At 55.7% G+C, this 25,812-nt stretch carries 20 protein-coding genes and 1 pseudogene; 5 read left to right on the plus strand and 16 right to left on the minus strand.

The features are described 5' to 3' along the window. Positions 1-158: 158 nt before the first annotated feature. From KTQ42_RS20285 to KTQ42_RS20300, 4 genes are all read right to left on the minus strand, one after another. On the minus strand, positions 159-2,525 hold the full coding sequence (locus tag KTQ42_RS20285) for a DNA polymerase II (RefSeq protein WP_217347409.1): 2,367 nt from the start codon (positions 2,523-2,525) through the stop codon (positions 159-161). A gap of 178 nt (positions 2,526-2,703) precedes the next feature. Further along, a complete protein-coding gene (locus tag KTQ42_RS20290; RefSeq protein ID WP_217347410.1) occupies positions 2,704-3,306 on the minus strand; it encodes a hypothetical protein in 603 nt (200 codons plus the stop codon). Position 3,307: 1 nt separating this feature from the next. Beyond that, the gene (locus tag KTQ42_RS20295) at positions 3,308-3,679 is read right to left on the minus strand and encodes a hypothetical protein (protein WP_217347411.1); all 372 of its coding nucleotides are present in this window, start codon (positions 3,677-3,679) and stop codon (positions 3,308-3,310) included. Positions 3,680-3,782: 103 nt separating this feature from the next. After that, positions 3,783-4,370 carry a hypothetical protein gene (locus KTQ42_RS20300; protein WP_217347412.1) on the minus strand — a complete coding sequence of 196 codons (588 nt, stop codon included), beginning with the start codon at positions 4,368-4,370 and terminating at the stop codon, positions 3,783-3,785. A gap of 265 nt (positions 4,371-4,635) precedes the next feature. Here KTQ42_RS20300 and KTQ42_RS20305 point away from each other — a divergent pair, with 265 nt between their 5' ends. Beyond that, entirely contained in the window at positions 4,636-5,613 is a 978-nt protein-coding gene (locus tag KTQ42_RS20305; RefSeq protein ID WP_217347413.1) for a 5'-3' exonuclease H3TH domain-containing protein, read from the plus strand. Between the two features lie 11 nt (positions 5,614-5,624). On the opposite strand, the gene KTQ42_RS20310 is transcribed toward KTQ42_RS20305, so the two are convergent. The 4 genes and pseudogenes from KTQ42_RS20310 to KTQ42_RS24080 form a co-directional block, all read right to left on the minus strand. Then, entirely contained in the window at positions 5,625-6,320 is a 696-nt protein-coding gene (locus tag KTQ42_RS20310) for an SOS response-associated peptidase family protein (RefSeq protein ID WP_217347414.1), read from the minus strand. Between the two features lie 318 nt (positions 6,321-6,638). Continuing rightward, positions 6,639-7,709: a hypothetical protein gene (locus tag KTQ42_RS20315; RefSeq protein ID WP_217347415.1), complete on the minus strand. Its 1,071-nt coding sequence runs from the start codon at positions 7,707-7,709 to the stop codon at positions 6,639-6,641. Positions 7,710-7,723: 14 nt separating this feature from the next. Continuing rightward, positions 7,724-7,999: a hypothetical protein gene (locus KTQ42_RS20320; RefSeq protein ID WP_217347416.1), complete on the minus strand. Its 276-nt coding sequence runs from the start codon at positions 7,997-7,999 to the stop codon at positions 7,724-7,726. 353 nt (positions 8,000-8,352) lie between these two features. After that, positions 8,353-9,579, minus strand: a pseudogene (locus KTQ42_RS24080) (DUF1173 family protein). A 138-nt stretch (positions 9,580-9,717) separates the two neighbouring features. Between KTQ42_RS24080 and KTQ42_RS20335 the strand changes: the two are divergent. Continuing rightward, positions 9,718-10,791 (plus strand): hypothetical protein, encoded by a 1,074-nt coding sequence (locus tag KTQ42_RS20335; protein WP_217347419.1) that lies wholly within the window; start codon positions 9,718-9,720, stop codon positions 10,789-10,791. A gap of 76 nt (positions 10,792-10,867) precedes the next feature. After that, positions 10,868-11,152, plus strand: coding sequence for an HU family DNA-binding protein (locus tag KTQ42_RS20340; protein ID WP_217347420.1), 285 nt, complete (start codon positions 10,868-10,870; stop codon positions 11,150-11,152). A 73-nt stretch (positions 11,153-11,225) separates the two neighbouring features. Here KTQ42_RS20340 and KTQ42_RS20345 read toward each other — a convergent pair whose 3' ends face one another. Both KTQ42_RS20345 and KTQ42_RS20350 read right to left on the minus strand, forming a co-directional pair. Further along, positions 11,226-12,656, minus strand: coding sequence for a bifunctional diguanylate cyclase/phosphodiesterase (locus KTQ42_RS20345; RefSeq protein ID WP_217347421.1), 1,431 nt, complete (start codon positions 12,654-12,656; stop codon positions 11,226-11,228). A gap of 234 nt (positions 12,657-12,890) precedes the next feature. Next, positions 12,891-13,379, minus strand: coding sequence for a hypothetical protein (locus tag KTQ42_RS20350; RefSeq protein ID WP_217347422.1), 489 nt, complete (start codon positions 13,377-13,379; stop codon positions 12,891-12,893). A 638-nt stretch (positions 13,380-14,017) separates the two neighbouring features. Between KTQ42_RS20350 and KTQ42_RS20355 the strand changes: the two genes are divergently transcribed. Further along, positions 14,018-15,067, plus strand: coding sequence for a site-specific integrase (locus KTQ42_RS20355; protein ID WP_217347423.1), 1,050 nt, complete (start codon positions 14,018-14,020; stop codon positions 15,065-15,067). A gap of 296 nt (positions 15,068-15,363) precedes the next feature. On the opposite strand, the gene KTQ42_RS20360 is transcribed toward KTQ42_RS20355, so the two are convergent. The 3 genes from KTQ42_RS20360 to KTQ42_RS20370 form a co-directional block, all read right to left on the minus strand. Beyond that, complete coding sequence (locus KTQ42_RS20360) at positions 15,364-16,026, minus strand: GntR family transcriptional regulator (RefSeq protein WP_217347656.1); 663 nt, start codon at positions 16,024-16,026, stop codon at positions 15,364-15,366. A gap of 385 nt (positions 16,027-16,411) precedes the next feature. After that, complete coding sequence (locus KTQ42_RS20365) at positions 16,412-19,402, minus strand: EAL domain-containing protein (protein ID WP_217347424.1); 2,991 nt, start codon at positions 19,400-19,402, stop codon at positions 16,412-16,414. Positions 19,403-19,511: 109 nt separating this feature from the next. Then, positions 19,512-20,273: a hypothetical protein gene (locus tag KTQ42_RS20370; protein WP_217347425.1), complete on the minus strand. Its 762-nt coding sequence runs from the start codon at positions 20,271-20,273 to the stop codon at positions 19,512-19,514. Positions 20,274-20,995: 722 nt separating this feature from the next. Between KTQ42_RS20370 and KTQ42_RS20375 the strand changes: the two genes are divergently transcribed. Next, complete coding sequence (locus KTQ42_RS20375) at positions 20,996-22,060, plus strand: RNA methyltransferase (RefSeq protein WP_217347426.1); 1,065 nt, start codon at positions 20,996-20,998, stop codon at positions 22,058-22,060. 25 nt (positions 22,061-22,085) lie between these two features. On the opposite strand, the gene KTQ42_RS20380 is transcribed toward KTQ42_RS20375, so the two are convergent. The 3 genes from KTQ42_RS20380 to KTQ42_RS20390 form a co-directional block, all read right to left on the minus strand. After that, positions 22,086-23,483, minus strand: coding sequence for an amidase family protein (locus tag KTQ42_RS20380; RefSeq protein ID WP_217347427.1), 1,398 nt, complete (start codon positions 23,481-23,483; stop codon positions 22,086-22,088). A 222-nt stretch (positions 23,484-23,705) separates the two neighbouring features. Next, entirely contained in the window at positions 23,706-24,659 is a 954-nt protein-coding gene (locus KTQ42_RS20385) for a 2-hydroxyacid dehydrogenase (RefSeq protein ID WP_217347428.1), read from the minus strand. A 54-nt stretch (positions 24,660-24,713) separates the two neighbouring features. Next, complete coding sequence (locus KTQ42_RS20390) at positions 24,714-25,691, minus strand: tripartite tricarboxylate transporter substrate binding protein (protein WP_217347429.1); 978 nt, start codon at positions 25,689-25,691, stop codon at positions 24,714-24,716. Between the last annotated feature and the right edge of the window lie 121 nt (positions 25,692-25,812).

Below are 25,812 nucleotides of genomic sequence, written 5' to 3' on the forward strand. Positions count from 1 at the left end.
CCAGGCTTTGCGTTCACCTGGCTCAGGAGAAATGGCCAACATTGAATTGGAAAATGTCCGAAATAGCACAAACTTACTGGATTTGAATTGCTTTGTACCCGCCTGAGCATCGCCTGCAGACACGCCATCCTGCTAATCCATTCCAAGCAAATGTTGCACTAAAATAAGTTCTGCTGGCGGCTGGTGAGTAGGACAAAATAATCGCCCAGGAATGGCAATATGGCATCTGCTATCGGTTGCAACTGGCGCGTCAAGTAATGCTCGTAGTCGATCGGGGAGCGCTTGGCTTCCAGAGGTTCCGGGCCCGCCGTTGTCATCACATACCTAATCCACCCACGATTCTGATATTGCTCAGGACGCCCGTGTGAGCGGTTGTACTCATCAGCGATGCGCGCCGCGCGAACATGCGGCGGGACGTTATGCTGGTATTCCTCCAGCGATCTGCGCAGTCGCTTCCTGTAGACCAGCAGCGCATCATGTTCGCCCTTAAAGGTCTTGGCGACATAATCCCGTACAAAGTCGCGATACGGTTCACCCTTGAAAATGCGCAGATACAGTTCTTGCTGAAACTGCTGCGCCAGTAGTGTCCAGTCGGTACGGGCCGATTCCAGCCCCTTGAAGACCAATTCTTCCTTTCCATCAGGAGTGAAGATCAGCCCGGCGTAGCGTTTTTTGCTGCCTTCTTCAGAACCGCGAATGGTCGGCATCAGAAAGCGCCTGTAATGCACATCAACCTCCAGCTCGAGAGCACTCTTCAAACCAAATTGCCGCTGCAGATGGTTTTCCCACCAGGCGTTAACATGGTCAACCAGCCTGTGCCCGATGTCAGCCGCCTGTTCGTCCGAGTGCGCCACTTTTAACCATACAAAGGTGGAATCGGTGTCGCCATAGATGACCTGGTAGCCCTGTTGCTCTATCAGTTCCCGCGTGCGGTGCATGATCTCGTGGCCGCGCATCGTAATAGAGGAAGTCAAGCGCGGATCGAAGAAGCGGCATCCAGGTGTCCCGAGGACGCCGTAAAACGCATTCATAATGATTTTCAGGGCTGCCGACAGCGGTTGATTGCGCTCACGCTTGGCCGCTTCACGACTCTGCCAGATCTGATTGACGATCGCCGGCAGGCAGTGCGTCTCCCGCGAGAACCGGGCGCCTCGAAACCCCGCAACGGTCGTACTCTCATCGGTACTGGCGAGGCCTTCCACCATACCGACCGGATCGATTAGAAAGGTACGAATGATTGAGGGGTAAAGGCTCTTGTAATCCAGCACCAGCACGGAGTCGTACAGGCCAGGCCGGGAATCCATGACAAAGCCGCCGGGGCTGCCTTCCCCCTGCACATCGCCGAGGTTAGGCGCAACATAGCCCTGGCGGTGCATCATCGGCATGTACAGATGCTCAAACGCAGCCACAGAGCCGCCGCTGCGGTCGATGGCCAGCCCGGTCACACTCGCGCGCTCAAGCAAAAAATTCATCAGGTCAGTTTTGGCAAAGATGCGAGTCACCAGTTCGCAATCTTTGAGGTTGTAGCGCGCAAGCGCTGGCTTGTCCTCGGCAAAGCGTCTCTCGATTTCCGCCATGCGGTCGTAGGGATTGTCGATGGCCTTGCCTTCGCCCAGCAGGGTCTGTGCGACATGCTCCAGGCTGAAGGAGGCAAAGTGCCAGGATGCGGATCTGAGCGCTTCGATGCCGTCAATGATGACGCGTCCCGCTACCGTGGCAAAGAAATGCTCCTTGTTGCCATGCTCGCGCCATTCAATCAAGCTTCCATCCCGTCCGAGGCGCAATGGCACACGGTGGAGGTCCGCCTGCTGTTGCAGGACACGAAAGTCAAACTGCACCACGTTCCAGCCGATGATCACGTCCGGATCGTGCTGCGCCATCCATCGACACAATTGTTCAAGCAGCTCCGCGCGGCTGTCGCAGTACTCCAGCGTGAAATCGAGCTGGTCCTCGCTGCCGTTAAAAGGGCCAAGCATGTACACCTGCCGCTGGCCACAACCTTCGAGAGCGATGGAATACAGGTCGCCTTGCGCGCTGGTCTCAATATCCAGCGACACGGCTCTTAAGCGAGGACGGTATCCAGGCGCGGGCTTTAGATGACTGTCGATATACTGCCCTGCGACCGGACCCGGCTGCCCAGAAATTTTTACAGGGGCGGTAATGAAGCGTTCCATGAGGTAACGCTCCGGAGGACGCACATCGGCCTCATAGACATCAATGCCGTTCTGATGCAACCGCTTGTCCAGCTTTAAAAGCTTCTGGTACCGGCTGCAATACATGCCCACCATAGGGCGCCGGCTGAAATCGCTCAGTGCGAGGGGGCGCAACTCGACTGCGCGTTCGCCGCGCAAGAGATCCTCCGCTTTCTCGCGCTGCTCGACCGGAATAAATGCCACAGACGGTTGCGGCGCCAGGCGAACATGGCACGGTCCGTCATCGGTCGCGAACCAAAAGCCGACTTCCGTGCCTGTGGCTGTGTCTCGCCAATGACGTGTCAACAAGAAGCCCTGTATCTGATCACTCAACCTGCAACCTCTACTGCTCCCATCACGCTATCCAATCCCCTCTCATATGCTACCGGATATTAAATCACACCCTGACCGGCCGTTTGGCACTGTCGGGAAGTTGGGAACCAACCAAAAAAACCGCGACTCGGCGGAAAAATTCTGCTGGATCGCGGTGCTTGCCAGTGAGATGGGTGGATTATGCTGCCGGAAGTGGCTCCGTGGCTGGCAAACCGTTGGTCAACGACGCCCTAAACTTGTCGACAAAGTAGTCGCGTTGGGTTTCAGGCAGTTTTTCCAGCAGGGCTTTCGCCATGCAGGACATGTTCACCAGCATCTCATTGAACGATGACAGGCCAGGCAGCACCAGCATGTTTCGCAGATAGACATCGAATGCCTTTAGAAAAAAGGCATGCTCCAGCGGCACAAAGTAAGCCGTACCTATGAAATGGCTTACAGGACCTGGATCGGCGATCTTGCTGACGGCATCACGCAGGATAGGATGGTCGTGAAACAGGAAATAGACAACGCCTCCTGCCTTCATGCTCACCGTCCAGCAGTGATGGTATGCATTTGCGCTCTTGTCATCATCGTTGAAACCCAGCCCGACTGCGGCAAACTCCGTTGCCACCGAAACTGCACTGCTTTTCATGAAGTCCTTGGCGCTGATGCTCTGTTTCGGATCAGCTGACATCAGAAAAGTGCTGATCCCCGGCCAGGCTGCCAATGCCGCAGAAGGTTGTATGGTTGCCTTCTCGGTAGTGCCTTCTTCGAACAACGTTGAAATATCTGCTGCATTCATCTCAAAACTCCAAGATCGTAACGGTTGCGGGTGGTGGAGAAAATAGTTGCGCTTCGCCTTGCGGCTGCACCAGCTTTTCCCATTGGGTGAGGAACGGATCGGTAACCAGATCCTTGACGTCGTCGAACGAGCCGCCGGCAATCAGTTCCTTCAAGGCCTGTGCCGGGTCATCCTGGCCAAGCAGTTCGGTGACAATTCGTACAGGACATGCATCAACAGATACGGTCAGAAGCGTCGGAGCGCCATCCTTGCGGACATACAGCAGCTGGGTATCGAGGACGACCGCCAGATATTCCAGTTGCTTGTTTTTGCGAAGGCGCCAGACGACAACATTGTCATCGGTGCCGACATAGACTTTCGGGCTTTGCATCATTTGGGTTTTCGCCGTTAGGGGGTGTCGTACTGAAATGCGCCACATCGAAACGGAAAAAGAAAAAGGGGCCCGACTCGGTCGGAACCCCTCAATCCACCAGCCATCAGCCGAGCGCTACAGCGATCGCGCGGTCCAGCGCCACCCCTGCCCGCTCGGCCATCTTCCTGACCTGAAGGGATGCGCCACTGCGGTCCGACTTCAAGGCCCTCTCAGCCAGCACTAGCAATGCGTGCGAAGGCAAAAACTCAAACGTCCTGCCCCTCAGATCCTCATACTGAACGGCCAAATCCTCTCCTGCTACCCTGCTACCTCCAACAAGCCCCTCAAACACTTCCGGCAAATCGCTCAGGACATACTCGAAAAAACTGAGGTACGCCTTCATCCGCTCGTGGCTCCCACCCTGCGAGGCATGGAACAGGACAGTATCAACGGCCTCGACCTCGGTAAAAAGGTCTTCTTCGGAAGAGACACCGACCTGGTCCAACAGTCTGCCGGTACTTGTGTCAAGAACACAAGAAATTGAGAGATCACCGCCGTCCTCCGTGTAGCGAAAATCAGCCAGGAGGCCCATCTTCGCTTCGAACGGAGTCGCTTCGCAAACAGTGCCCTTGAAGGAATCACCGTTCGGACGGAAGCCGACGACTGTGAGGTTTTGTTTAGCTTGGGAAGCTTCAATCATCTGAATCGGCATATCGATCTCCTGATATATGAAAAATTGGTTGAAGTGTCAAAGACACTTGCGAGGTTCTTATAGGAGTGAAATGCGTTACATCGATTTGTAAGAAGCGGAAAAAACTTGAAAAAGTCTTATAAAACAAATTCTTATAATACGTACAGATTTACTTTGCGCGCTTGAAGTCATAAAATTGCGGCTCAGGGATAGCTTGTTTAGGCTCCACCAGGCGGGCGAGACAGGTCACCCGACGATTTCGGCACCCGTATAAGGACTCCCAAGGATGGATATCCTCCTCGTTGACTGCTATTCTATTGCCTACGCATCCCACTTTTCAGCGCCGATGCGCGCCCAGAACGGCGATGAAGTCCAGGCGATTTACGTCACCATTCGCACGCTTGCCAAACGCGTGAGGGAAAATCCGACGTTCGTGCCGGTCCTGCTGTGGGACGGCCATGCCAAATGGCGCTATGACCTGTATGCCGACTACAAGAGCGGCCGCAAGAAAGGCGAGGCATCGATTGCGGCCCGCGCGTCGGTGAATCAGCAAATGCCATACCTGCGCATCATGCTGGCCAAGCTGGGACTCATGCAGCTTCACGACCCGAACGCAGAGGCAGACGACATTGGTCACCAGTTGGGCAAACAGCTTGTCGCCAGCGGTCATACCGTCAAATTCCTCACGGGCGACCATGACTGGTTGCAAAATCTCCAGCCGCGTGCATCATGGCTCGATCACCGGACGGACACCCACATTTGCACGCCGGAAGAGATGGAAGCTGCCGTGGGCGCGAAAACGGCCCGTGACTTCGTCCAAATCAAGGCCATGGTGGGCGACACTTCCGACTCCATTGAAGGCATCCCGAAAATTGGTGAAAAAACCGCGCCGAAAATCCTCGCCGACTTCGGCAGTGTGGACGATTTCTTCGCCAAGGTCGACGCTGGCGCATTCGAGCCGCGGTTGGTCGCGCACAAGAATCTGGCAAGCGAGGAAGGCCGGGCTACCTATCGGCGCAACCTGCAGCTGATGGATCTGTCGCTGGCGCCGGGTCTCTCGGCGGAGAGCATTATCACTTCCCGGGAAGAGCCCGACCATCCGACCTTCCTGGATTGGTGCGAAAATTTCCAGTTCAAGTACTTCCTGCAGAATCCATCCCGGCTGACTGGCCCGTTCGATGAAATCATTCGCCGCGCTGACTACTCTGCCCTCCTTCAGGCAATCCATCAGCTGGGCGAAGTAGAAAATGAGGCCGATTACTGAGCGATTTATACTTAGAACAAGTCGCCTGTCTTTGGCGCTGCTTGCCGAGCACTTTCCTTCTTGCTCTTCGATGCCTTCGGTTCCGGTTTCGCCGCCATGAGTTCGGCTGGAAAAAGCCGAAGAAAGGAGCGTGCTTCTTCCGGATTCCGACAAGTAAGCCAGGCATCGTAATCTTCAGGCGGAACAATCACCAGCGACCGCTTTTCGTCATCGATCCGATGCATCTTGTTCATCAGAGGATGTTCATCAGCATTCACGGTGAGCTGGGTGAAGGAGAAGGATAGCTGACCATCGGCTTCTTCCCACTGGCGATACAAACCCGCTACTGCAAAGGGCGACTTGTCGGCCATATCGATACGGTAGCGAATATGCTTTCCCGTCTCCCAATTGGGCTCATAAAACGCGTCCATTGGCACCAAACAAAAATCGCAGCGCTTCCATGCTCCAGAATAGCTTCGCAGCTGGCCGACGGTTTCCGAACGGGCGTTCATTGTCGAAAATCGTTTAACACCTGACGGCATATGCTGCTTTGGCACCATGCCATAGGAGCCCACAAGGGACTCGCGTCCTCCTTGCCCATCGTGTCTGATAAGTGGCGCCAGATAGTCCTGGTAAGCCTCATCTGGCCAAGCAGCATCAGTCGAGACAGGGGCGTGGAATGTCTCCACAAGCGTCTTTCTCGATACCGGCAGGTAATTCACGCACATTCCAACCTCACTCCAGACATAGCCTAACAGGACAAGATTTTGCTATTTTGACACCTTGAGGTTTGCGGGGGAAAGTGTACGGATTGATTCCCCAAAGAAAACTCACCTCGCAAAAGAGGTAAGTTTGGTCTAACGCTTACGTCGCAGCCTCAGAACACAATTCTGCATTGCGAGGAGCCAACTTTGGCTGGCGCCGTTTCCGTTGTGTAGTACTCGATTCGGCCCCTAACATAGATTCGATTTGCATAGATGGCAGCCTGTTCTGCAAACCGGATCGGGCGGTTTTCACTATCGCAAAAGAACCGCACACGTTTTGGATTAAAGCTGATTTCCAGCCCCCGAAAGATCCGGAGGGATATCCATGAAAGCCCTATCCACCGAAGCCAGCGGGAACTTGCTCATCGCACCGAATGCCACATCCTTTCGTCCTTTCTGCGACACATTGAAGTATGCGTTTTCCAGTGTAACGTCCTTCTGGTACGCGATGGCCGCGCCGTTGTACAAGCCTCGGTTGCGCTTATAGCCATCTGAGCGCTTCACCGCATGGACGGTCTGGACCGGCACACCTTTACTCTTTATCAGATTAAGGTTGAGGCGTATTCTCACAATGTCCCCCGCCGCCGGCGTGAGGCCCTTTTGCATGATGCGCTTGCTCGTTGCGTCAGAGTCCAGCGCATCTTCGACGACGTCGTTGGACACCATGATTATTGCTCGTTGCTGGTAGAGGGCATGCTTAGAGGCTTCTATAATGGCCGGGCGAGCCTGATCGATGCGTTCCCCGGTGAAGATAGAGAATAGATCGAGGTCTTGCTGATGGTTCAAATTGTCTTGCACAGTCACTTTACTCTCCTTGGGTAGTGGATTCCTGGCGTGCAGGATTAGGTAGTAACCAGGTATGGCCCACATCGGAACAGAAGAGGGCCTGCAAAGAAAAAACCCTCTTTCCGGACAGGAGAGAGGGCTGGGTTTTGGTGGATAAGGATGGCTGCCTGGTGATCGTGAGTCGTTCGGGAAGTAGCCTTTGATCTCCTGCATGTCGGCATCGTACAAACCGATCCATGCTTCGCCCATTGCGAACTCGCGTTCCCCGAACTTGAAAACCATGAAAAAGGCATAGCCGGGGTTGGCAAACCCTGCTTCGAAAATCCTTCGGGCACAGTCAATACGAAGTGCAAGGCCTTCGGGACCGGTGAGGAAAATGCGCCGACTGTAATAAAACAGCCAGCATCCCAGCACGAAATGCTTTTCAGCAGCTGCCCGTTCACTGCGAAGATCCCAGGCGTCCAGCGTGGTGTTCCTGCGTCTGGCCGTTGCGGGAATATCGCGTGCATCAGCACGCAATCGCGCCCGTTCAGCGTCACTGATGGGCGGGTACTTTGCGTTTGTCATCGATGATGTCCTTCTTACGCGCGCCGTGCCGTCATTCTTGCGCACGGTCCGCGTCCTTTCGGCCAGACCATGTAAAGGTCATGCACAGCGACGTAGCCGTGGTACTCATTTTTTCCGTTACGTACCAGGAACCCTGGCATTGAGGGGTGAGGCCTCGGTTTAAGGTTCTTGACTTCGATGTTATAGAGTTCGGGATTGACGAACCCAGCCTTGATATAGCGGTCAGGACCACTGTGATTGGTGATGAACAGGATGGATCGAGTTTTCAAAGGTTTCTGTTGCGATTTCATGCTTTCCTCCTGAGGAAGGGTTTTGGCCTAAGCCGTTTGCTTTCTCAGGGAGATGCCTAACAGGCGACGACAATCATCTGCGATTACCAACGTACAAAGAGGTAACCTGTGAAAAGGCCCTCTTGTCCAGGGCCGCTGTCAATAAAGAGATCGATATAGACCTTGCTACGGAAAACCGGTCAAATGAAGTCGCCTCTATAGGGGTCGGCCACGACCGGTATAGCTGCGATTAGAGCGACGGAAGCAATCGGGAGTGAAGGCTCGGCAGACGCCGGTTCCTGCTGCAGGGATTTCTCCGTTCGCCGCGGCGCGAAATCAGGTATCTCCTGGGGCGAGCTTCTGAGATTCCAGACCTACCAGCTGTCGACGCCGAACCCATTGGCAAAATAGCGCTGCCTGAAGTCTGCAAAGCCATTCGGGACCGGTTTGGCCGTTTTGACGATTTCCATGGGCATAATCGCAGTCTCTTCGCAATCATGCAGGATCACGCTGGGAAAAAGCACAGAGGGATCGGCGTCGAACGACAGCGGCTTCGTAAACGAGCGCCCTTCTGCTCGCAACTTGGCCGGCAGCGTGCGCTCTGCGTCGTTAGCATAGGGAATCCAGTCGTCGGTTGAAGGCATGAGGGCCAAGCTAAAAACTTGGCAGGACCAGGAAGAACTTTTTTTCTCGTCCATTTGCTTGAAGGGATAAGGATGCGCAAGCGCGACGGCCATGACGCAGTCGCTGCGCCGCCATGCCTCAAGGGCATGAGGAAAATCCTCTTGCGTCTTTTCCCACGGTTGGCCATGCTTCGACATCCATATCTGGGAGAACAGTTGCCTGTCTGCCAGCGGCAGCGCCTCGAACAGGTCCATGCCTTCCTTCCACCGGGCAAGGTGTGAGATCAACAGAATGCGCGACCGGGCCTCGACAGCCGCCTCGTTCTTTCCCGGGTTGGTCCGGCTCCATGCCACCGCCGTACGCGGTCCAAGGCATTCCCGGCCATGGCGATCCAGACGGATCTACGCGACGGCCTTGTCCAGAAAATGACCTACCAGCCGCGGCTTACGGGTGCCTTCGATCCGGGGATGCCACGCATTCATCTGCGCCACATGCCATACCAACTGCAGGAGACCGTACAGTGACAAGCCAGCATCCCGCACTTCGGTTGGAACCGGCCGTAACGCAGGTTCCCGTCCGGATTGAAGCGACGGTTCGAATAACGGCAGACCGACAGGCCTGTTCAAGCGCACGCCGCCGCTCTCCATCTCCTCGATCGCATCCTTGCCGTATGCCTGCATACCCCTCCGGTCATGGGACCAGGAATGATAGCCACAGCCGGAAACATGCTCCGCTCCTGATTGGCCATACCGGGCCGATCCAAACCGGGTAGCATATTTCTTCGGCGCGAGGAGCTTCGGGCCTCGTCCCCTGCACCAGCATCTCACGCCAAGTCTGTTTTCATACGCGTGCGACAGCACTTTCTCCCATGCAGCCGCATACTGCAATTCAGTCTGGCAGGCAGCAGAATAGTTTCGACCGTCAATCGAAATAGAATATACCTTGGAAATCATAGCTCCTCGGTCGTCCTTAGTCATCCAGTAGCAGCATCGCCCGACTACTGGCGTAAATTAACCCAAAAATATAACGGTGATGAGATAACGCAAATTGATAAACACACGTATTAGTATTATAATCATTTGTACTGTATATCACAACTTCCGCGTGGAGAACGCATGAGTTTCAATGCCACAACCTATCAGCAGTCAATTCGCGCACTTTCCTTGCCGGTGCCGGATTCGCACACCCTGTCCGACATCTTTGACATTGAGGGCGATGTCATTGTCCAGGCCATCGATGCGTTTAAGGCTGATAATGAACGGGCAAAGAAATATCTGAAAGGCATTCTGTATGCCGTGACGCCGGCGACAAAGGAACGGCTTGCCCGCCGCGGCCTGATCGTGCCAAGCATGGGCGTGCTGATCTCCATCGGCCGGTATGAAGGGCCGGATTTTTCCGCCAAGCTCAAGACGTGGGACGAAAGTGGGCAGGACAACTGCGAGGAGGCTCGCTATGTGCGGCTGACACTGGCGCGTTATTTGGAAAGCGCATCGAAGGGAAGTGCTACGCCCGTGCAGACACGTCTGGTGAATAATCCGGCAGCGCCTGCTGCCACGGCGCAATCATGGTCGTCCGTGCCGCCGGCGCGACAAGGTGTGGGGAATACTGCAAGTCAGGTGGATCAGCAACGTGCACAACAGCGCGCAGAAGCACCCCACCCGGCTGATCCGGGTTCGCCTGAAATTGCCTGGCCAGAAAACGAGAGCGAATCAGGCTCGGGGCCGGATGGCGAGCGCTACAAATCGTTTCATGTCTACGGCGGCAAGTTCGCGGCATGCTTTTCCGAAGATACGACGCAGCGCGGAATTCACACGATCCGCGTTGAAGCCACGGAGGCCAGTGGCCAGCGCACCTATAACTGGAAAAACAAGGTAGCGATCCAGCTCTCGCAAAGAGAATTGCCGCTCATGCTCGCGACCCTGATGCTCTGGACCAGCAAGTTCGAAGCCAAAGGCCATGGCCAAAACAATGAAAAGTGGATGACGCTGGAAGCGCAGCCCGGCAAGCTCTACCTTTCGGTCCAGAGGAAGGGAACCGGCGCCCGTGGCGTGGCGATCGCGGCAGGCGATGCATATCCGATCACTACGATGATTGTGAAGCAGATGCTGGCGAATGACCCATTCCTGACCGCCGACCTGGTGTTCAAGCTGGCGAAAAAACAGATCGAGATCATGCAGCATGGCGTATAGCAGGTAAACAAGTGCCCGGCTCGCTAGACTCTTGTTGCGGCACTTGTGTTTATCGGAGACGAGAAAGGATAACGGAGTGAAGAAAACTGAAGTCATTGAAGCGATCGCTGAACAAACTGGCGTGACCCGAGCGCAGGCCAAAGAAGGAATGGAACTACTGATCGGATTCATCCAAACCGGTTTGCGCAAGGAAGGGCGATTCGCGGTGTCCGGCTTGGGCACCTTTTCGGTTGGCAAGCGCGCGGCTCGTACCGGTCGTAACCCGGCAACTGGTGAAAAGCTAAAAATTAAGGCATCCAAAACGGCCAAGTTTCGCGCCGCGCCCGATTTGAAAGCTGCTGCGGCCAAATTTAAAGGCTAGGTCACCGTCCTGAACGGTAATGAGGGGTGGGGGTTTCCGCCCTTTTTGTTTGGTGCGTTGTTTGATCGGTGTCTTACAACGCCTCGGCACTTACCGGGCGACCGATTAGGTAACCCTGAAGGTAGTCGCAGCCCAGACTCTCCAGCACCGCTGCCTGGCCCTGCGATTCCACGCCTTCAGCCACCATGCGCACGTCCAAACTTTTCCCGATACCGATGATTGCCTGGACCAGTGCGCGTGCTCGGAGGTCGAATTCGATATTGCCAATGAAGGATCGGTCGATCTTGATGGATTGAATCTGATACCTGGTGAGGTAGCTCAGCGAAGAATAGCCAGTGCCGAAGTCATCCAGCGCGACTCTGACCCCCATCTCTGTCAAACGGCGTATGTTTGCGCTGGTGATGGCATCCTCTTCTACCATCATTCGCTCGGTCATCTCGATAACCAATAGATCAGGTGGCAGGCCAGCCGCATCCATGGCTGCCTGGACATCGTCGCAGAACTTGGGGTTCGCAAGCTGCAAAGGCGATGCATTGACGCTGACCACAATCGGAGTAGCACGCGTCCGGCGCCACTGGCTGGCTTGCTGACATGCTTCTTGCAAAACCCAGCGGCCAATATCCCTGATCAATCCGGATTCTTCTGCTACTGGAATAAACTGGTCTGGGTCGACGATCTCATTCCGATTATTTGTCCAGCGCAGCAATGCCTCGACAATGTGAATTTCGTTTGAGCCGGCACGCGCGATCGGCTGAAAGACAAGCGAAAACTCGTTACTTTCCAGGGCCTGTCGCAGTCTGCCTTCAATGAGCAAACTCTCGGCGGCGTGTGCCGCCATGTTTTGCCTGAAATGACGGTATCCCTGCCCACCCATTCCCTTGGCCGCGTACATCGCAGTGTGAGCGTACTGGATAAGCTCGCCTGCTTCTGTAGCATCACCCGGAAAACAGGCAATACCAATACTAGCGGTGACTGAAACGCTCAGGCCTTCGAACTGGTGAGGGTAAGCAAGCTCTAAAACAAGTTGCTCCGCCAGCGCGTTCAGTGTAGTGCGATCCCTTTTGCCATGAACCACGACAACAAATTCATCTCCGCCGAAACGCCCGACAATCCATTCTTGATCGGTAACAAATCGTTGAAGCCGCCGCCCAGCTGCAAGAAGCAAGCTGTCCCCTTTCTCATGTCCAAAACTGTTATTTATGCGACGGAAATTGTCCAGATCAACAAACAGGACGGCGCAATCGTCAACGCCGCTTACGATCATTTCGTCCAAAGCACCGAAAATGTGATTTCGGTTTGGAAGGCTAGTAACAGGGTCAAAATAGGAGACGGAACGGTCTGGACGAACTGCGAACGAGATATTGGAATGCTGCGGATGAAGAAGCGCATGGCTAGAGGAATAGTCGGGAGATTGCTTCTGCACCAAGGCAAGAGACGGTGTCGCAAGATGGGAATAGCGTGGCTCGTTCCGAACCAAGTCAACCTGCTGCGCTGTTTTTCCCATGGTGCCTTTCCTATATCCGATTGAGGTCTGAAGCAATTTGAAACTAATAGTGATGCACAACAATACTATTGTACCGTATAAATATACTGTCCATATTACCTATAGAGGTTATGAATTAAAATTGCGATGAATGCGGAAAAACGGTGAGGTGTGAGGTGGCTCTTACACTGCTGCTGGCGCTGAAAGAGAACCCGCGGAAAGATGTCCGCGGGGTCGGTTAAGTTGAGACAACGGTCAGACGAAATCGAAGTCAGGAGCTTCGACGCCAGTTCTGGCCGGTGATTTCTGCTGCTGTGCTGGCGGAGCGCTTTGGGGCGCCGCACTAGCTGATGAAGCGTTGATGGTAGTACTGCCGGTGTTCGACTTTTCCGAAATGGCCAAGGACAGATACGGCTTACCGGAGCCATTAGCGGTTTTCTTCCAAGCTGCCAGACGGAGTTCGCGTTCGAAACCGAACGTGCCTGCGTAGGCCGGCAGCTTGTCGTTGGCCGATTCCTTTTCCTTGAACAGTGCAGCCGAGATGCCGCCGATGCTCAGAGAATAGAAATTTTTGCCGTCCTTATTCTTCAGCCATGCGGAGACCTCCAGACGAAGTTTTGCGCCGTCCTTTTTGTCGTCGAGCGAGAATTCCACGAAGCCTTCTAGGACAGGCTTGCCTTGTCTAGGGTTAATGACCGGGAACAGCGAGCCAGTAGCGTTCTTGAGAATGAGAGCGATAGTCATGATTGGGACCTAAGTTGATTTGCGTTGAGAAAAGACCAGGCAGTTTTGCGATTATTCTGGTGATCGGTAATGACCCGCATCGGTTTATAACTTTCCATTGAAAACTGACACAAACCAGGCGCCGCAGATAATACCGCGATATGTAATATCACTACAATTAAGATTGCAGTTCGGTGTTGTAAATTTTTTTAATACATTGGCTAAGTTTGAAGTGCCATCACAATAAGGCCTGCCCTTGAAGATGCACAGATACAGGTCGTACTGAAGTTGCTACGCCTGCAACGGCCAGTTAGCGCGAGCCGATTCCAGGTACTTGAAGACCGGTTCTTCTCTGCCTTTGGGGTAAGTGATTAAGCCCGCGTAGCGCGTTTTGCTACCTTTTGCGCATGCGTGGATGGCCAGTATCAGCACGCTCTGGTAATCAACATCGTCCCCAGTTCAAGAGCACTGTGCAAGCCAAAATGCATCTGCAAACAGTTTTTTCACCACGCGTAGACATGGCTTAGCATCCTGCGTCCAATCGTGGCTGCCTGCTCCTCCAATGAACGTTAAACGGTCACAAATTTCTCTGGCGTTAATTCGATGGTAGCATTGTTTTGTGAACTTTCTTTTCGATTGGGATGCAAGGGAGGATGTAAATGACGAGAAACCTAACACTCTTCGACATTGATGCCGGGCAGACCGAAGAAGCATTGAACAACAGCTTTGAAGCTTGGCTCGCGCATCGCCAGACATCGCGGTCTCGTGCTAAGAGCGAACGTGCATTGTCAGCGGAGTCAATGAACGTTTATCGGGAGATGTGGCAAGCATTTGCGAAATTTTGCGCCGAGCGCAGCCTTCTTTTGGCCGATGTAACTGTCTCCGATCTCGAAACCTTCTTAACGATACGCGGTAGCGGGCCGGATCCAGAGCATCCACGGCAGACGACGCATGGCAGCTATCTGTCTCCCCGTTATGCAAACCGTTATCTAGTGCTGATTCAACGCATCACCCAGTTTCAGGCAAAGCTTGATGGCGAAGAAGCGAACCGGGCCGCAGCCCTATTACGTGAGCGCCCCGAATATAAATATGCGGAAGCCGCCGACAAGGATCCGCCACCCGATTATCTCGACGAAATGCAGGCAAGGGTACTGATTGCACATCTGACCCGCGCGCCGCAGCCGGACAGCAAGGAAAAAATGACTTGGAAAACGGTGCGAGACCGCACCGCCGTTGCATTGATGCTAGGTGCTGGTCTGGCGCCCGGCGATATTCGCAGCCTGAAAATGGATGGCGTCATCACAACGGGCGGGCGGCGTGCTGGCGTACCGTGGAAACTTGCGATTGAAGGCAATGGCAATTCGCCCGCGCGGGAAACCCCAGTGGCGGACTGGGCGGGCCGCCAGCTCGCGTTCTGGCTTCGCATACGGGCTCAACAAGTTATTCCTGGAAATTACGTGTTTCCATCAACGATGAGTGGCACGCAGTGGTCACATACCCGCTGCTTCGAAGCCAGCCGGGACGTTCTCGAATCGGCGAAGATCGGCAAGGACGCCGGCGGGCTGTTTAAGCTGCGCCACACCTTCGCGCTACGGCAACTGCGTAAAGGGAAAACTGAAGAAGAGGTGGCGCGCTGGCTGGGCTTGCTAGACATCAACAGTATGGTGCGGTACCGTCGTATCGTGTTGAGTTATCAAGACGTTGTTTAGGTCCGTTGAATAACGCATATGTTCGCCTCGTATTGTTTAATGTCCCTATTCAACGCCTAGCCTTTGCGCAAATCGTCACTGATGCCGCGTGGGCGCCCCCTTCATAAGTCACTTGGTGCAAAAATGACTATTCCGTATTTCACTGCATCGGATAAAGTCATGCGAAAAATGATCATGCTGGCGTTAGCCAGCTTTTTATGGAAGCAGGTCCAAAAGCGCATGGGTCGGGGTGCCGTCCCTCAGCGGATGCCACGTCGCTGGCGTTAAGGTCCAAGTATGTCCATGTCGCTGAAGAATCATGCAGCACGTGTGCTTAGTTGAGACAAGGAAGCAACCAAGTCAGCGAAACGCTGGCCTTGCACCAGAACGTGCTGCCGAAGCAGATTAGCAGTTAAGTCGCCGTCTCCGGCCAAAATTGCATTGACGACCTGCTCATGTTCCGAAAACGAGGTGGGAAGCCGATTGCGCACCCGTAATTGCAGACGACGATAAGGTCGCAGCCTTCGGTGCAGCGCACGGGCCTGCTCCGCCAGAAAAGTGTTATGGCTGCCGGTATATATTACGTCGTGAAACTGTTCATTTTTGTAGTAGTAAGCGTCGGCATCACCTGCCAAACAAGCTTGGCGGCAGGCTTCGTGCGCTAATTTGAGTGTGTCGTGGTCTGTGGCAGACATGCGGCGTGCGGCAAGTCTGCCGCACATGGCCTCTAATTCGGCCATGACATCAAACATTTCAACTAGTTGCTCTGGAGCCGCTTTGGCCACGATCGCACCGCGTCGTGGCCGTATCACGACCAGCCCCATGGATGCGAGTTGAATGAGCGCCTCGCGTATCGGCGTGCGCGACACATCGAAACGCTTGGCAAGTTCCGTTTCATCCAGATGATCTCCCGGGCGGAACACGCCGGTGGCAATCAAATCTTCTATTGCGTCGCGGAGCAAGTGAGATCGGTTTGCCATGGGAAACTTAGAAAAGCCATTATGAAGACTTTTGTCGACAGAGAAAGCAACATGGTATTTGCTAAGCTCGATCATGTATACAAAAACCGGGGCGGAATGATGGCCTTAACTATTTTTCCTTCAAGTTCGTACAATTTGTTACTTCAAAGCCATTAATGATGATAAGCAATTAAATGGGAATATACCATTCTCAAGACTGTTGGCATGAGTAGACGTTCAAGGCTGTCAGCATCACTTTGCACTAGACCACGGTGCAAGGCTTGCTAACTGTTCCGCTGGTTACACAGCCCATGAAATACATAGACGCATCGCATCAGCTACCTTGGTAGAGAAAGCAATACAACATAAAAGGCGCTACACGGCGCCATCTAGCATGGTTTCTTCTTTACTTCGACAGTAACATCCCATCGGAGGAGATGAGTGTGATTCCTGCTGGAAGGGGAATTGGCGTCTCAGTCAGAATACTAAGCGTTTTCGCATAGCTTTTCAGCTCGCTGTTTTGGATAAAGGCTGCTGAAGACTCAGCGGCAAGAATACTAGCGGACGACTGCGGGCGAGATACGGCGTAACCTTGAACATAGTCAACGCCGATTTCAACTAAGGTCTGCACAGTAGCATTATCTTCTGCCCATTCGGCGATGGTTTTCATGCCAAGATTGCCAGCAAGGTTGACGATGGCTTCGACGATGGCCACATTCGCCGGATGCGCATTCATGTTCACGATGAAGTTGCCATCAATCTTTAACACGTCTGCCGGCAAGTCCTTTAGATAGGAAAAGGAAGTGTAACCAGCGCCGAAATCATCCAGCGCGATTTTCACACCATAGCTGCGCACACGGTCAATGAAGCGCCGCGTATTTTCCAGGTCGTGCAGAGCGACGCTTTCCGTAATTTCGAGACAAAGAAGACTAGCCGAATGCCTGTTTTTCTCCAACATGTCAAAAGCGTCCAGCACAAAACGCTCATCGTTTAATGACGCGCCGCTCAGATTCATGCAAATGAACTGCGTGCGGGTCAATTCCTTATGGTGGACACTGGCCCATTCTAGGGTTGTGGCCAGTACCCAGCGGTCTATCATTCCTATCCTCCCGCTGCTTTCGGCTGCGGGAATGATGCGACCGGCAGGAATGATGCTGCCGTCCTGATCACGCATGCGAAGCAGGACCTCAAAGTTAAGCGACTCGTGCGGACTTTTGAGCGACATGATGGGCTGCATTTCGAGAAACAGTCCTTCAGGTGCTCCCGAACTGGATATTTTTTCCACCAAGCTCAATTCTGCTTCGCGCTCACGGAAAGCTTTGGCATTCTTCTCATACACGACTAAGCCATTGCTTCCAGCCTTTGCCTCGCGACAGGCACGATCAGCAGTCGAGACCGCATCCTTTATCTTTGTGCCGGGATCGACCTCGATTAACCCAATAGACCCGCGCACCTGAAATGCCTTGTCGCCCAAATGATAAGGCCCCGTGCCCAAGCTATCCACCAGCCCCCGGCAAACCCAAACCGCCACGGCCACTGGCGTATTTGGAAAGACAATTACAAATTCGTCCCCACCGACGCGGCCCACTCTTTGCTCGCCCGTTAGCATGGCGTTGATGCGATCGCATACTTGCTTCAACACTTCATCGCCTGCTGCGTGACCGTAAAGATCATTGATCAACTTAAATCGATCGAGATCGAGATAGGCAAGCATGGTCGGCGCTGCCTTTGTATTCTCACGCAGTGTGACTTCAAGCAACGCATCGATGCCGCGTCGATTCAGCACCTTTGTCAAAGGATCGTTATTGGCCATGAACTGCAATTCTTCTGTGGCCTTTGCCCGGGCGGTGATGTCTTGCAACGAGCCATCGATTTTGCCCCTCGCCAGCGTTGCCTTCACCAGGAAGCGTTTGCGCTCTCCTGGAAAATTACCATTGCAGCCGATTTCCAAGTCGCCATTATGGCTGTTGGTAACCATGCGGTGAAGGCTTGACCACGCGCCCTTGTCGAAATAAGTGGACCATTCATCATTGCCTAACTTGATTTCTTGTACACCTAGCATGTTGCGCAATGCTGGATTGACTGCAACGAATTTTCCCGTCAGGTCGAGAGTAAATAGGCCGATAGGCATGGCATTGTATGTTTCCCTCAATTCGGTCTGTGCCTCAACCCACTGTTGATGCTTCATTCGTAACTGCGCTGCAATCGCTAGCGCAGCCAAAAGGCTCGACGACAAGGATGCTGTAACAAAATTTACTGTACCAATCAGGCCCTTGAGCCCTGCGGCAGCTGATATCACTTCATAAAGGCTGGAAATGAGCGTAATGGAAAGCGAAGCGGTGTACCAGATCGCGACAGGCGTGATGCGAAAGACGAGAATGCGGGTCAGGAAAAACACCAGGACCACAGTACCAAAAGCCGTAAAGGCCCATAACATCGGAAGGAAAGTCTTGTATGACAGAAGGGCTCCGCCTATCAACAACGGCACACACATCAACTCGGTAACCTTAAGCACATACGAATGCCCCAGCTTGTTCAACTCGTCGCGGAACAATGTGCGAAACAGAGTAAAAGTTAACACGTAATACAAGGCCAAGCTTACCGAACGTCCGCGCGTCATCCAGTCGAGCGGAACGGTGTGCCCCAGCCATTGCGCATCCCAACCAGAAGACAATGCTGCCATGCGCAGATTCATCAACAACCATGCGGCGAACAGAAGGTAAGTGCTTTCCCGGTTAATGATAGCGGTGACAACGACGAACATGGCTAGCACAAGTAATCCGCCGTCCAGCAGTCCGGAGTAACGTTCGAAAGCACGTGCCGCATAACGCAATTCCGAGGTGGACCATTCAGCCACCTCCAGCCTAGCTGGACCCACAAACTCTTGCTTGCAAAGCACTTTCCGGGGTGCGACTATTTTTCCCAATTGCAACACAAAGCCCGCCCTTACCAGCGCCATGTCGCCGGCAACTTCGCTACGATTGGCGTTTCCTAATTCCGTCAGCGACTGCGCATCCCAGCAGCTAATGGCAGTGCTATGCCGGGACGGGAATTCGATCGCAATCGGCATCCCATCGACATTAGGTTTAACTTCAAAGCTGAGCCAGAACGGCTGCTCGGACAAGCGGGTATCGAAGTATTGGCGACTAGCCTGCTGGCTGACCAGTTGTCTCGCTTCAGGCAAAGACAATTGCCCCGACGTTTGTTCAAGGACGCGAAACGCTACTTGTTGGGCGCCCGCCGTTGAGTAGTGTGGCTCCCAGAAGAGCAGTGCAACCAGCGATAGCAAGGCTATCGCTGCAGGCAACACGTAGGCAGAAAGGCGATAAAGCAGGGATTCCAGCCACAGGCACGCAAAGACTTTACGTGCTGGCTCCGTTATCGAAGAAATAGTCATCTTTTTATTATTCCCTGTGTAACAGAAACGCAACACGACTATTTAGTCGCATCAATATTTCCACAGGGTAACTTAATTGACTATTGAAGTAAAGAACTAGAATTTGCGGTCAAGCGATCATCATTGCAGTATCTGCAGTCGTTGCTCTTTGCGGGATTCGCGATTCGTACAGTGTGGTGGCACTGACATCAATGTCGGCGTGATAGGTCCGGAAAACGAAATTAAAGAGGGGATGTTTAGCACTCAACCACAGGTCGTGCGCCGCGCCCACTTCAAAAGACATGACCCGATGCGGCAGATTTCCAACATGTTTAAATGGAATATAGCCCATTTCTGGGTCCACGTCCTTGAACATCAGGCGGTCATAATGACGGTCAACCGGCGACCGTGCAGTAATCACCATCCAGTCGACGCGCTGCTTTTGACAATAAAGGAAGAAAGCCTTGAACAAAGCGGTTGTCACCATGCGGCCGACGCGTTCCTGTGTAACGCCGAGACGAGTGGCCTCAGCCAAGCGCTGGCTCGTCAACGCATGCGGCAGATTCACCGACTGCTCCAGCGTTAAAGGATTAAATTCATTGGTCTGAATACGCATAGTGCCAATAGGCGACCCGTCGAACTTTGACTCGGCAAGCAATACCACGACGCCCAATTCCGAATCAGAACGTTCCGGCATTTTTAATGCCTGCGCAAATGCAGGCACATGACGCATATAAGCTGCGTGCCTAATCCGCACTGCCTTTTCAAGATCACTCGCATTGCTTACTACGCGTATCGTAAAAGGCAGCGCCTCGGCTTTCATTGATTTCATGTCAAGTCGCGAATGCTGTTGTTCCGAAGCTGTTACTGACATTGGGTAAGCTGGCGTCATGATGGGCCTCATTTCTCGTTTGGCAGAGGGCGGACAAACCGACGGGTTGCCGTATGCACATATATTATTTCACTTGGAGCAACATGCCTAGAGAAAATATGGCTATCCATCAATATTTTTTTGGAAACATTGATTCACAAAGAATTGAAATATTTCACAGTGGAAATATCTAGCCGTTTTTCGACTAGTCGCCAGTCACCGCAGCAAAGTAGTCGTTGTCAGACATTGCGAGGGGTCTCGTCTTAGTAGCTGGCAATGCCCCGACCGTGCTCGGCCGTGTTGCGTACATGGAACAGAAATGCTGCCGATGACGGGTACTGGCTTTTCTAAACGGCTATCGATGGCACCACTTGTGCGCCCGCTCGTCCAATGACTAGTCTGGCTTGCGGTGCCTGCCAGACCAGTCGGCTTAGGCTCCACTCCCAATATTCCCCGAGGAATAATGTTTATCCCCGCTCTCTGCCTTTAATGAGAACCGGTTTTCATGGCGCCGGTGTGGTGCCTTATCAGCAATCCGATCTCCCAGCTAAGTCAGACTTTCCGTGCGTTTGCTGATGTTAATTTTGCCAATGCGCTCGGCGTATGCACGCCTGCCTTGAAAATCAGTGACATTTGGACGCGGACGCTCGACTTGCTCCACACGGCGGCGCACCGGTGATAATGAGCGACTTTTTCATTGGTAGTGATGAGCTATCATAGTTCCCCTTGGCTGAATTATTGTTATGAATATTGAAATAATCCGTCAACGCCTGAAACAACTTGGCGCTTTACCCCTCCATGAGCAACGTGTCCTTCGCGACTGGGTGCAAGTCCGGCCACACCATCAGGGGCGGCGCCATCCCGCCGACTTTTTTCCAAGGGCTTTACGGGACGCGTTGCCGGAAATCGATGCTGAATTGGCTGCGCTCGCCCGCTTGGTGTCTACCCATACTGCCGATGGGGAGGCGGCCCGCCTGCTTGTCAGTTTGGGTGACGGCCAGATGGTAGAAACCGTGTTGTTGCCGCGCGGCGGTGTATGTGTATCCAGCCAAGTAGGTTGTGCCGTTGCATGCCAGTTTTGCATGACCGGACGCGCTGGCCTGATCCGGCAGCTAACCAGCGGCGAAATCGTGGCACAAGTGGTTCTAGCGCGCTCGATCAGAGCGGTAAGGAAAGTCGTCTTCATGGGGATGGGAGAACCGGCGCACAATCTGGACAATGTGCTGGAGGCAATCGACCTCCTGGGCACGGAAGGTGACATCGGGCACAAGAACCTGGTATTTTCCACCGTGGGCGATGTCCGCGTCTTCGGGCGCCTTCTAATGAGCACGGTCAAGCCGGCGCTGGCGCTTTCCCTGCATACCACTAAGCCCGCCCTGCGGGCGACGCTGCTGCCCAAAGCGCCGCGCATCGACCCGGCCGACCTGGTCGCCCTGGGCGAAGACTATGCCCGGCACACGCACTACCCGGTTCAATATCAATGGACGCTTATGGAGGGCGTCAATGACGGACAGGATGAGCTCGACGGCATCGTTGCCCTGCTGAAGGGGAAATATGCCGTACTCAATATGATTCCCTACAACACAGTCCCGGGACTGCCGTTTGCCAGGCCCAGCTGGGAGCGCTCGCGGGAAATCGCGCGGGCGCTCCATCAGCGCGGCGTACTGACCAAGCTACGCGATTCCGCCGGCCAGGACGTTGACGCCGGATGCGGCCAGCTACGGGCACGTGCCACCGCATCAGTTGGAAAAACCATCCCGCTACGTCAGGAAGGCCCGGCTCCAGCATGCGGCAATACAGCTCACTGAGCACGAGCAGGCGTTGCCGGCGACCTCAGGCCGGGTCGACAGGCGTCAGCGCGACGCCGCCCTGCTCTATCGCCTCACCGGCGGCAAGGCAGATGTCCTCGCGATAGCGCGCCGCCACCAGCTGCACCCCGAGCGGCCCGGTGCCATGCATGCCGGTGCAGACGCTCAAGGCAGGCAGCCCGAGCAATGGCAGGCCGATCTGCGTCATCTGCGCCGCCCATACGCGGTTATAGGCGGCGTCGCTCTGCAAATCCAGCTGGTCCGGGAAAGGCAGTTCCGCCGAAACGGGCAGCAGTACCAGCGGGTAGTCCAACAGGAACTGTTGCCACAGCCGCAGCAGCGTGGCCCGGCGCGTCAGCGTCTGGGAAAAGCCGGCCAAGTCGAGCGCGGCGGCGCGGGCCTTGTGGCCGGCCAGCGCCGCCAGCGCGCCGGGATCATTTTCCCGGATCGCGGCCGCCTCCATGGCCGCATAGCCGTCGCCCATCCACAACGTAATCTGCAGATCGGCCGCTTCCTTCAAGGGCGGCAACTGCTCGACCTCGTCGACGCGCCAGCCGCGCTCGCGCAGCCGCCGGGCGGCGTCCTGCAATGCCGCCTCGACCTCAGGCGCAACCTGCAGGCCATCCGGCCGCACGCACAGCGCTGCCACCCTGGGCAGGGCCGGGCCTTCCAGCGGCGCCGGCACCCACCATGGATCGCGCGCATCGAACGCGGACATGGCGGCGAGACCGAGCCGCAGATCCCGGATGGTGCGTCCTATCGGACCAGACACGGCTGTCAGTTGCGGGCCGATGGCGCGTTCGGGCAGCGAGGCGTTGTAGGCAGGCACGCGGCCCAGGCTCGGGCGCAGCCCGTGCACGCCGCAGGCGTAGGCCGGGTAGCGGATCGAACCGGCGATGTCGGTGCCATGGGCCAGATGTCCGATGCCGCTGGCCACGGCTGCCGCTGCGCCGCCGGACGAGCCGCCGGGCGTGAGTAGCGGGTCGCGTGGATTGCGGGTGGTGCCATGCAGCTGGTTGCTGGTGAACCAGCGGTAGCTGAATGCGGGCGTATTGGTCCGCCCGAGGATCACGGCGCCCGCCTTGCGCAGATTGTCTACAACCGGGCTGTTGCTCGCGGCAATCAGGTCGCGCTGGAGGGTCACGCCATTGGTGGTCGCATGGCCGGCTTGGTCGATGTTGACCTTCACCGTGACCGGAACGCCGGCCAGGATGCCGGGATCTTCGCCGCGCGCAAGCGCTGCATCGACTGCGTCGGCCTGGGCCAGCACTTCTTCCGGCCGGCAGTCGACAACGGCATTGATGGCCGGGTTCACCGCGGCCAGCCGGTCCAGCGCCGACTGCGCCGCCTCCCGCGCCGAAAGTTGCCTCGCCCTGATGCGATCAGCCAGCTCCGCTGCCGACAGGCGCCATGTTTCTGTCATGTCTCCTCCTTGTTATAGGCGGGCGGGCGCATGACGGCTACCGCCCGCAGGTCTGGGTCTGGAGGATTATGCCTGCATTCGGACGGTGGCTGGCGCAGGTGTGCCTGGAGCGTCTGACACGATGCGCGTGGCCGTGTCAGGCCAGGCGTGCCGGCGCGTCAGGGCCAGGCAGCAAGGAGGGCAAAACAACGCGAACATGCCATGGACTTTTCCCGGGCGCTTTCAGGTCGTCAGGCTGTTCTCCGGCCTCCGACCGGCAAGCGCATCGGCCAGGCTGTCCAGCACCATCTCGCCCATTGCGGTGCGGCTCTCGACGGTGGCGCTGGCGCGGTGGGCCTGCAGCACGACCCGGTCCATGTTGAGTAGCGCGGCCGGCACATGCGGCTCATCGACGAACACGTCCAGGCCGGCCCCGGCGATCATGCCGGTTTGCAGTGCGTGGACCAGGTCGGTTTCATCGACCAGCCTGCCGCGGGCGATGTTGACGAGGTAGCCGTCGCTGCCCAGCGCCTGCAATATCCTCGCGTTCACGATGCCCTCGGCCTTGTCGGCGGCGGCGCACAGCACCAGCATGTCGCTGTCTTCCGCCAGCTGCTCCAAGTTGCCGGTGAATTGCCACGGCAGGCTGTCGATGTACGCCAGGTCGGTATAGGCGATCGCGCAGCCGAACGCCGCGGCGCGGGCGGCTACGGCGCGGCCGACGCGGCCCATACCGACGATGCCGACCCGCATGCCGCTGAAGCGCCGCGCCAGCGGGATCGCGCCGGGCTGCGGATGCTTCACCCACATGCCGTCGCGCACGAAGCGGTCTACCGTGCAGAGGTTGCGGCATACCGCCAGCATTAGACCCAGCGCCATGTCGGCCACGTCCTCGGTCAGTGCGCCGAAGGTGCCCGTGACCGGGATGCCCCGTTCGCGTGCATAGGACAGATCGACCGCATCGGTGCCGACACCATTGACCGCCACTATCGCTAGCGCCGGCAGTTGCGCCATCAGTGCCCTGCTGATGCCGGTATGGCCGCCGGTAATCACGCCGCGGATGCGCGGGCCGATTTCGCGGATATAGGCTTCCTTGTCGTCCTGCTCGAAGTAGCGGCGCATCGTGTAGAGCGCGTCGAACCTGTCGTTGATCGACGGGACCAGGATCGGATTGAGCTGCAGAATTTCAGGTTTCATTGTTGTCCTTGCTTGTTGCCTGGGTAGTGAAGATTCAGCGCTGCACCGAGCGATTCATTCCGCCTCGATGCCGGCCGTCCGGATGATCTTGCCCCAGCGTTCCAGTTCGGCGGCCTGGAACTGCTTCAGTTCTTCCGGCGACGAGGTGAACACCTCCATGCCGTTCTGGAAGACGAAGCGCTTCACCGCCTCCGACTGCATGGCCTTCTGCATCAGCTGGTTTAATGTCCTCACCACCGGCTCGGGCGTATTGGCCGGCGCGTACAGCGCATTCCAGTAGCTGATCTGGTAGTTCGGCAGGCCGGTTTCATTCAGGGTCGGCAGGTCGAGCACCAGGGGCGAGCGCTGCAGGCTGGTTACGCCCAGCGCATTGAGACGGCCGGAGCGCACCTGCGGCAGGCTGGTGGTCAGGTCGACGATCATCATGTCAATCTGGCCGCCGACCAGGTCCAGCACCGCATTCGGGTTGGCCTTGTAGGGCACATGGGTCATGCGCACGCCGGTCATCTGCTGGAACAGTTCGCCGGCGACACGAGCGGAAGAACTGCCCGATCCGAAAGTCAGCTTGCCCGGCTCCTTCTTCGCCAGCGCGATGAAGTCGGACACGGTTTTTGCCTTCACGCCCGGATGGGTGACCATCAGCAGATAACCCTTGACCAGCGCGCCAACCGGCGTGAAGTCCTTTACCGGGTCATAGCTCAGCTTCCTGAACAGGAAAGGATTGGCGGCTTGGGTGGTATTGGTGGTCATGAACACGGTATGGCCGTCGGGCGCAGCGCGGGCCACCGACTGCGCCGCGATGCCGCCACTGCCGCCAGGCTTGTTCTCTACGATCACGGCCTGCTTCGTCGCCGCGGTGACTTCCTGCGCGACGGCCCGGGCTAGGCCGTCGGTCGTGCTGCCGGGACTGGAGCCAACGACGATGGTGATGGCCCGGGACGGAAAGCCTTGCGCCCAGCTGGCGCCCGACATGCCGGGTCCGAGACAGGCCATCGCAATCAATGACACACCGGCGGCATTCCAATTCTTCATGCTCGATCCTTCCAGATTGGTGTTCGTGACTGGCCATGCTGGCCAGCGGTTGGATGGCGCCCGGGGCGCCGGCCCGATGCTGTAGCGGTAATGCCGGCCGCAGCGGGATGGAAGGCATTGT

This window comes from Noviherbaspirillum sp. L7-7A (genome assembly GCF_019052805.1).
In the GTDB taxonomy this organism is placed as follows: Bacteria; Pseudomonadota; Gammaproteobacteria; order Burkholderiales; family Burkholderiaceae_D; genus Noviherbaspirillum_A.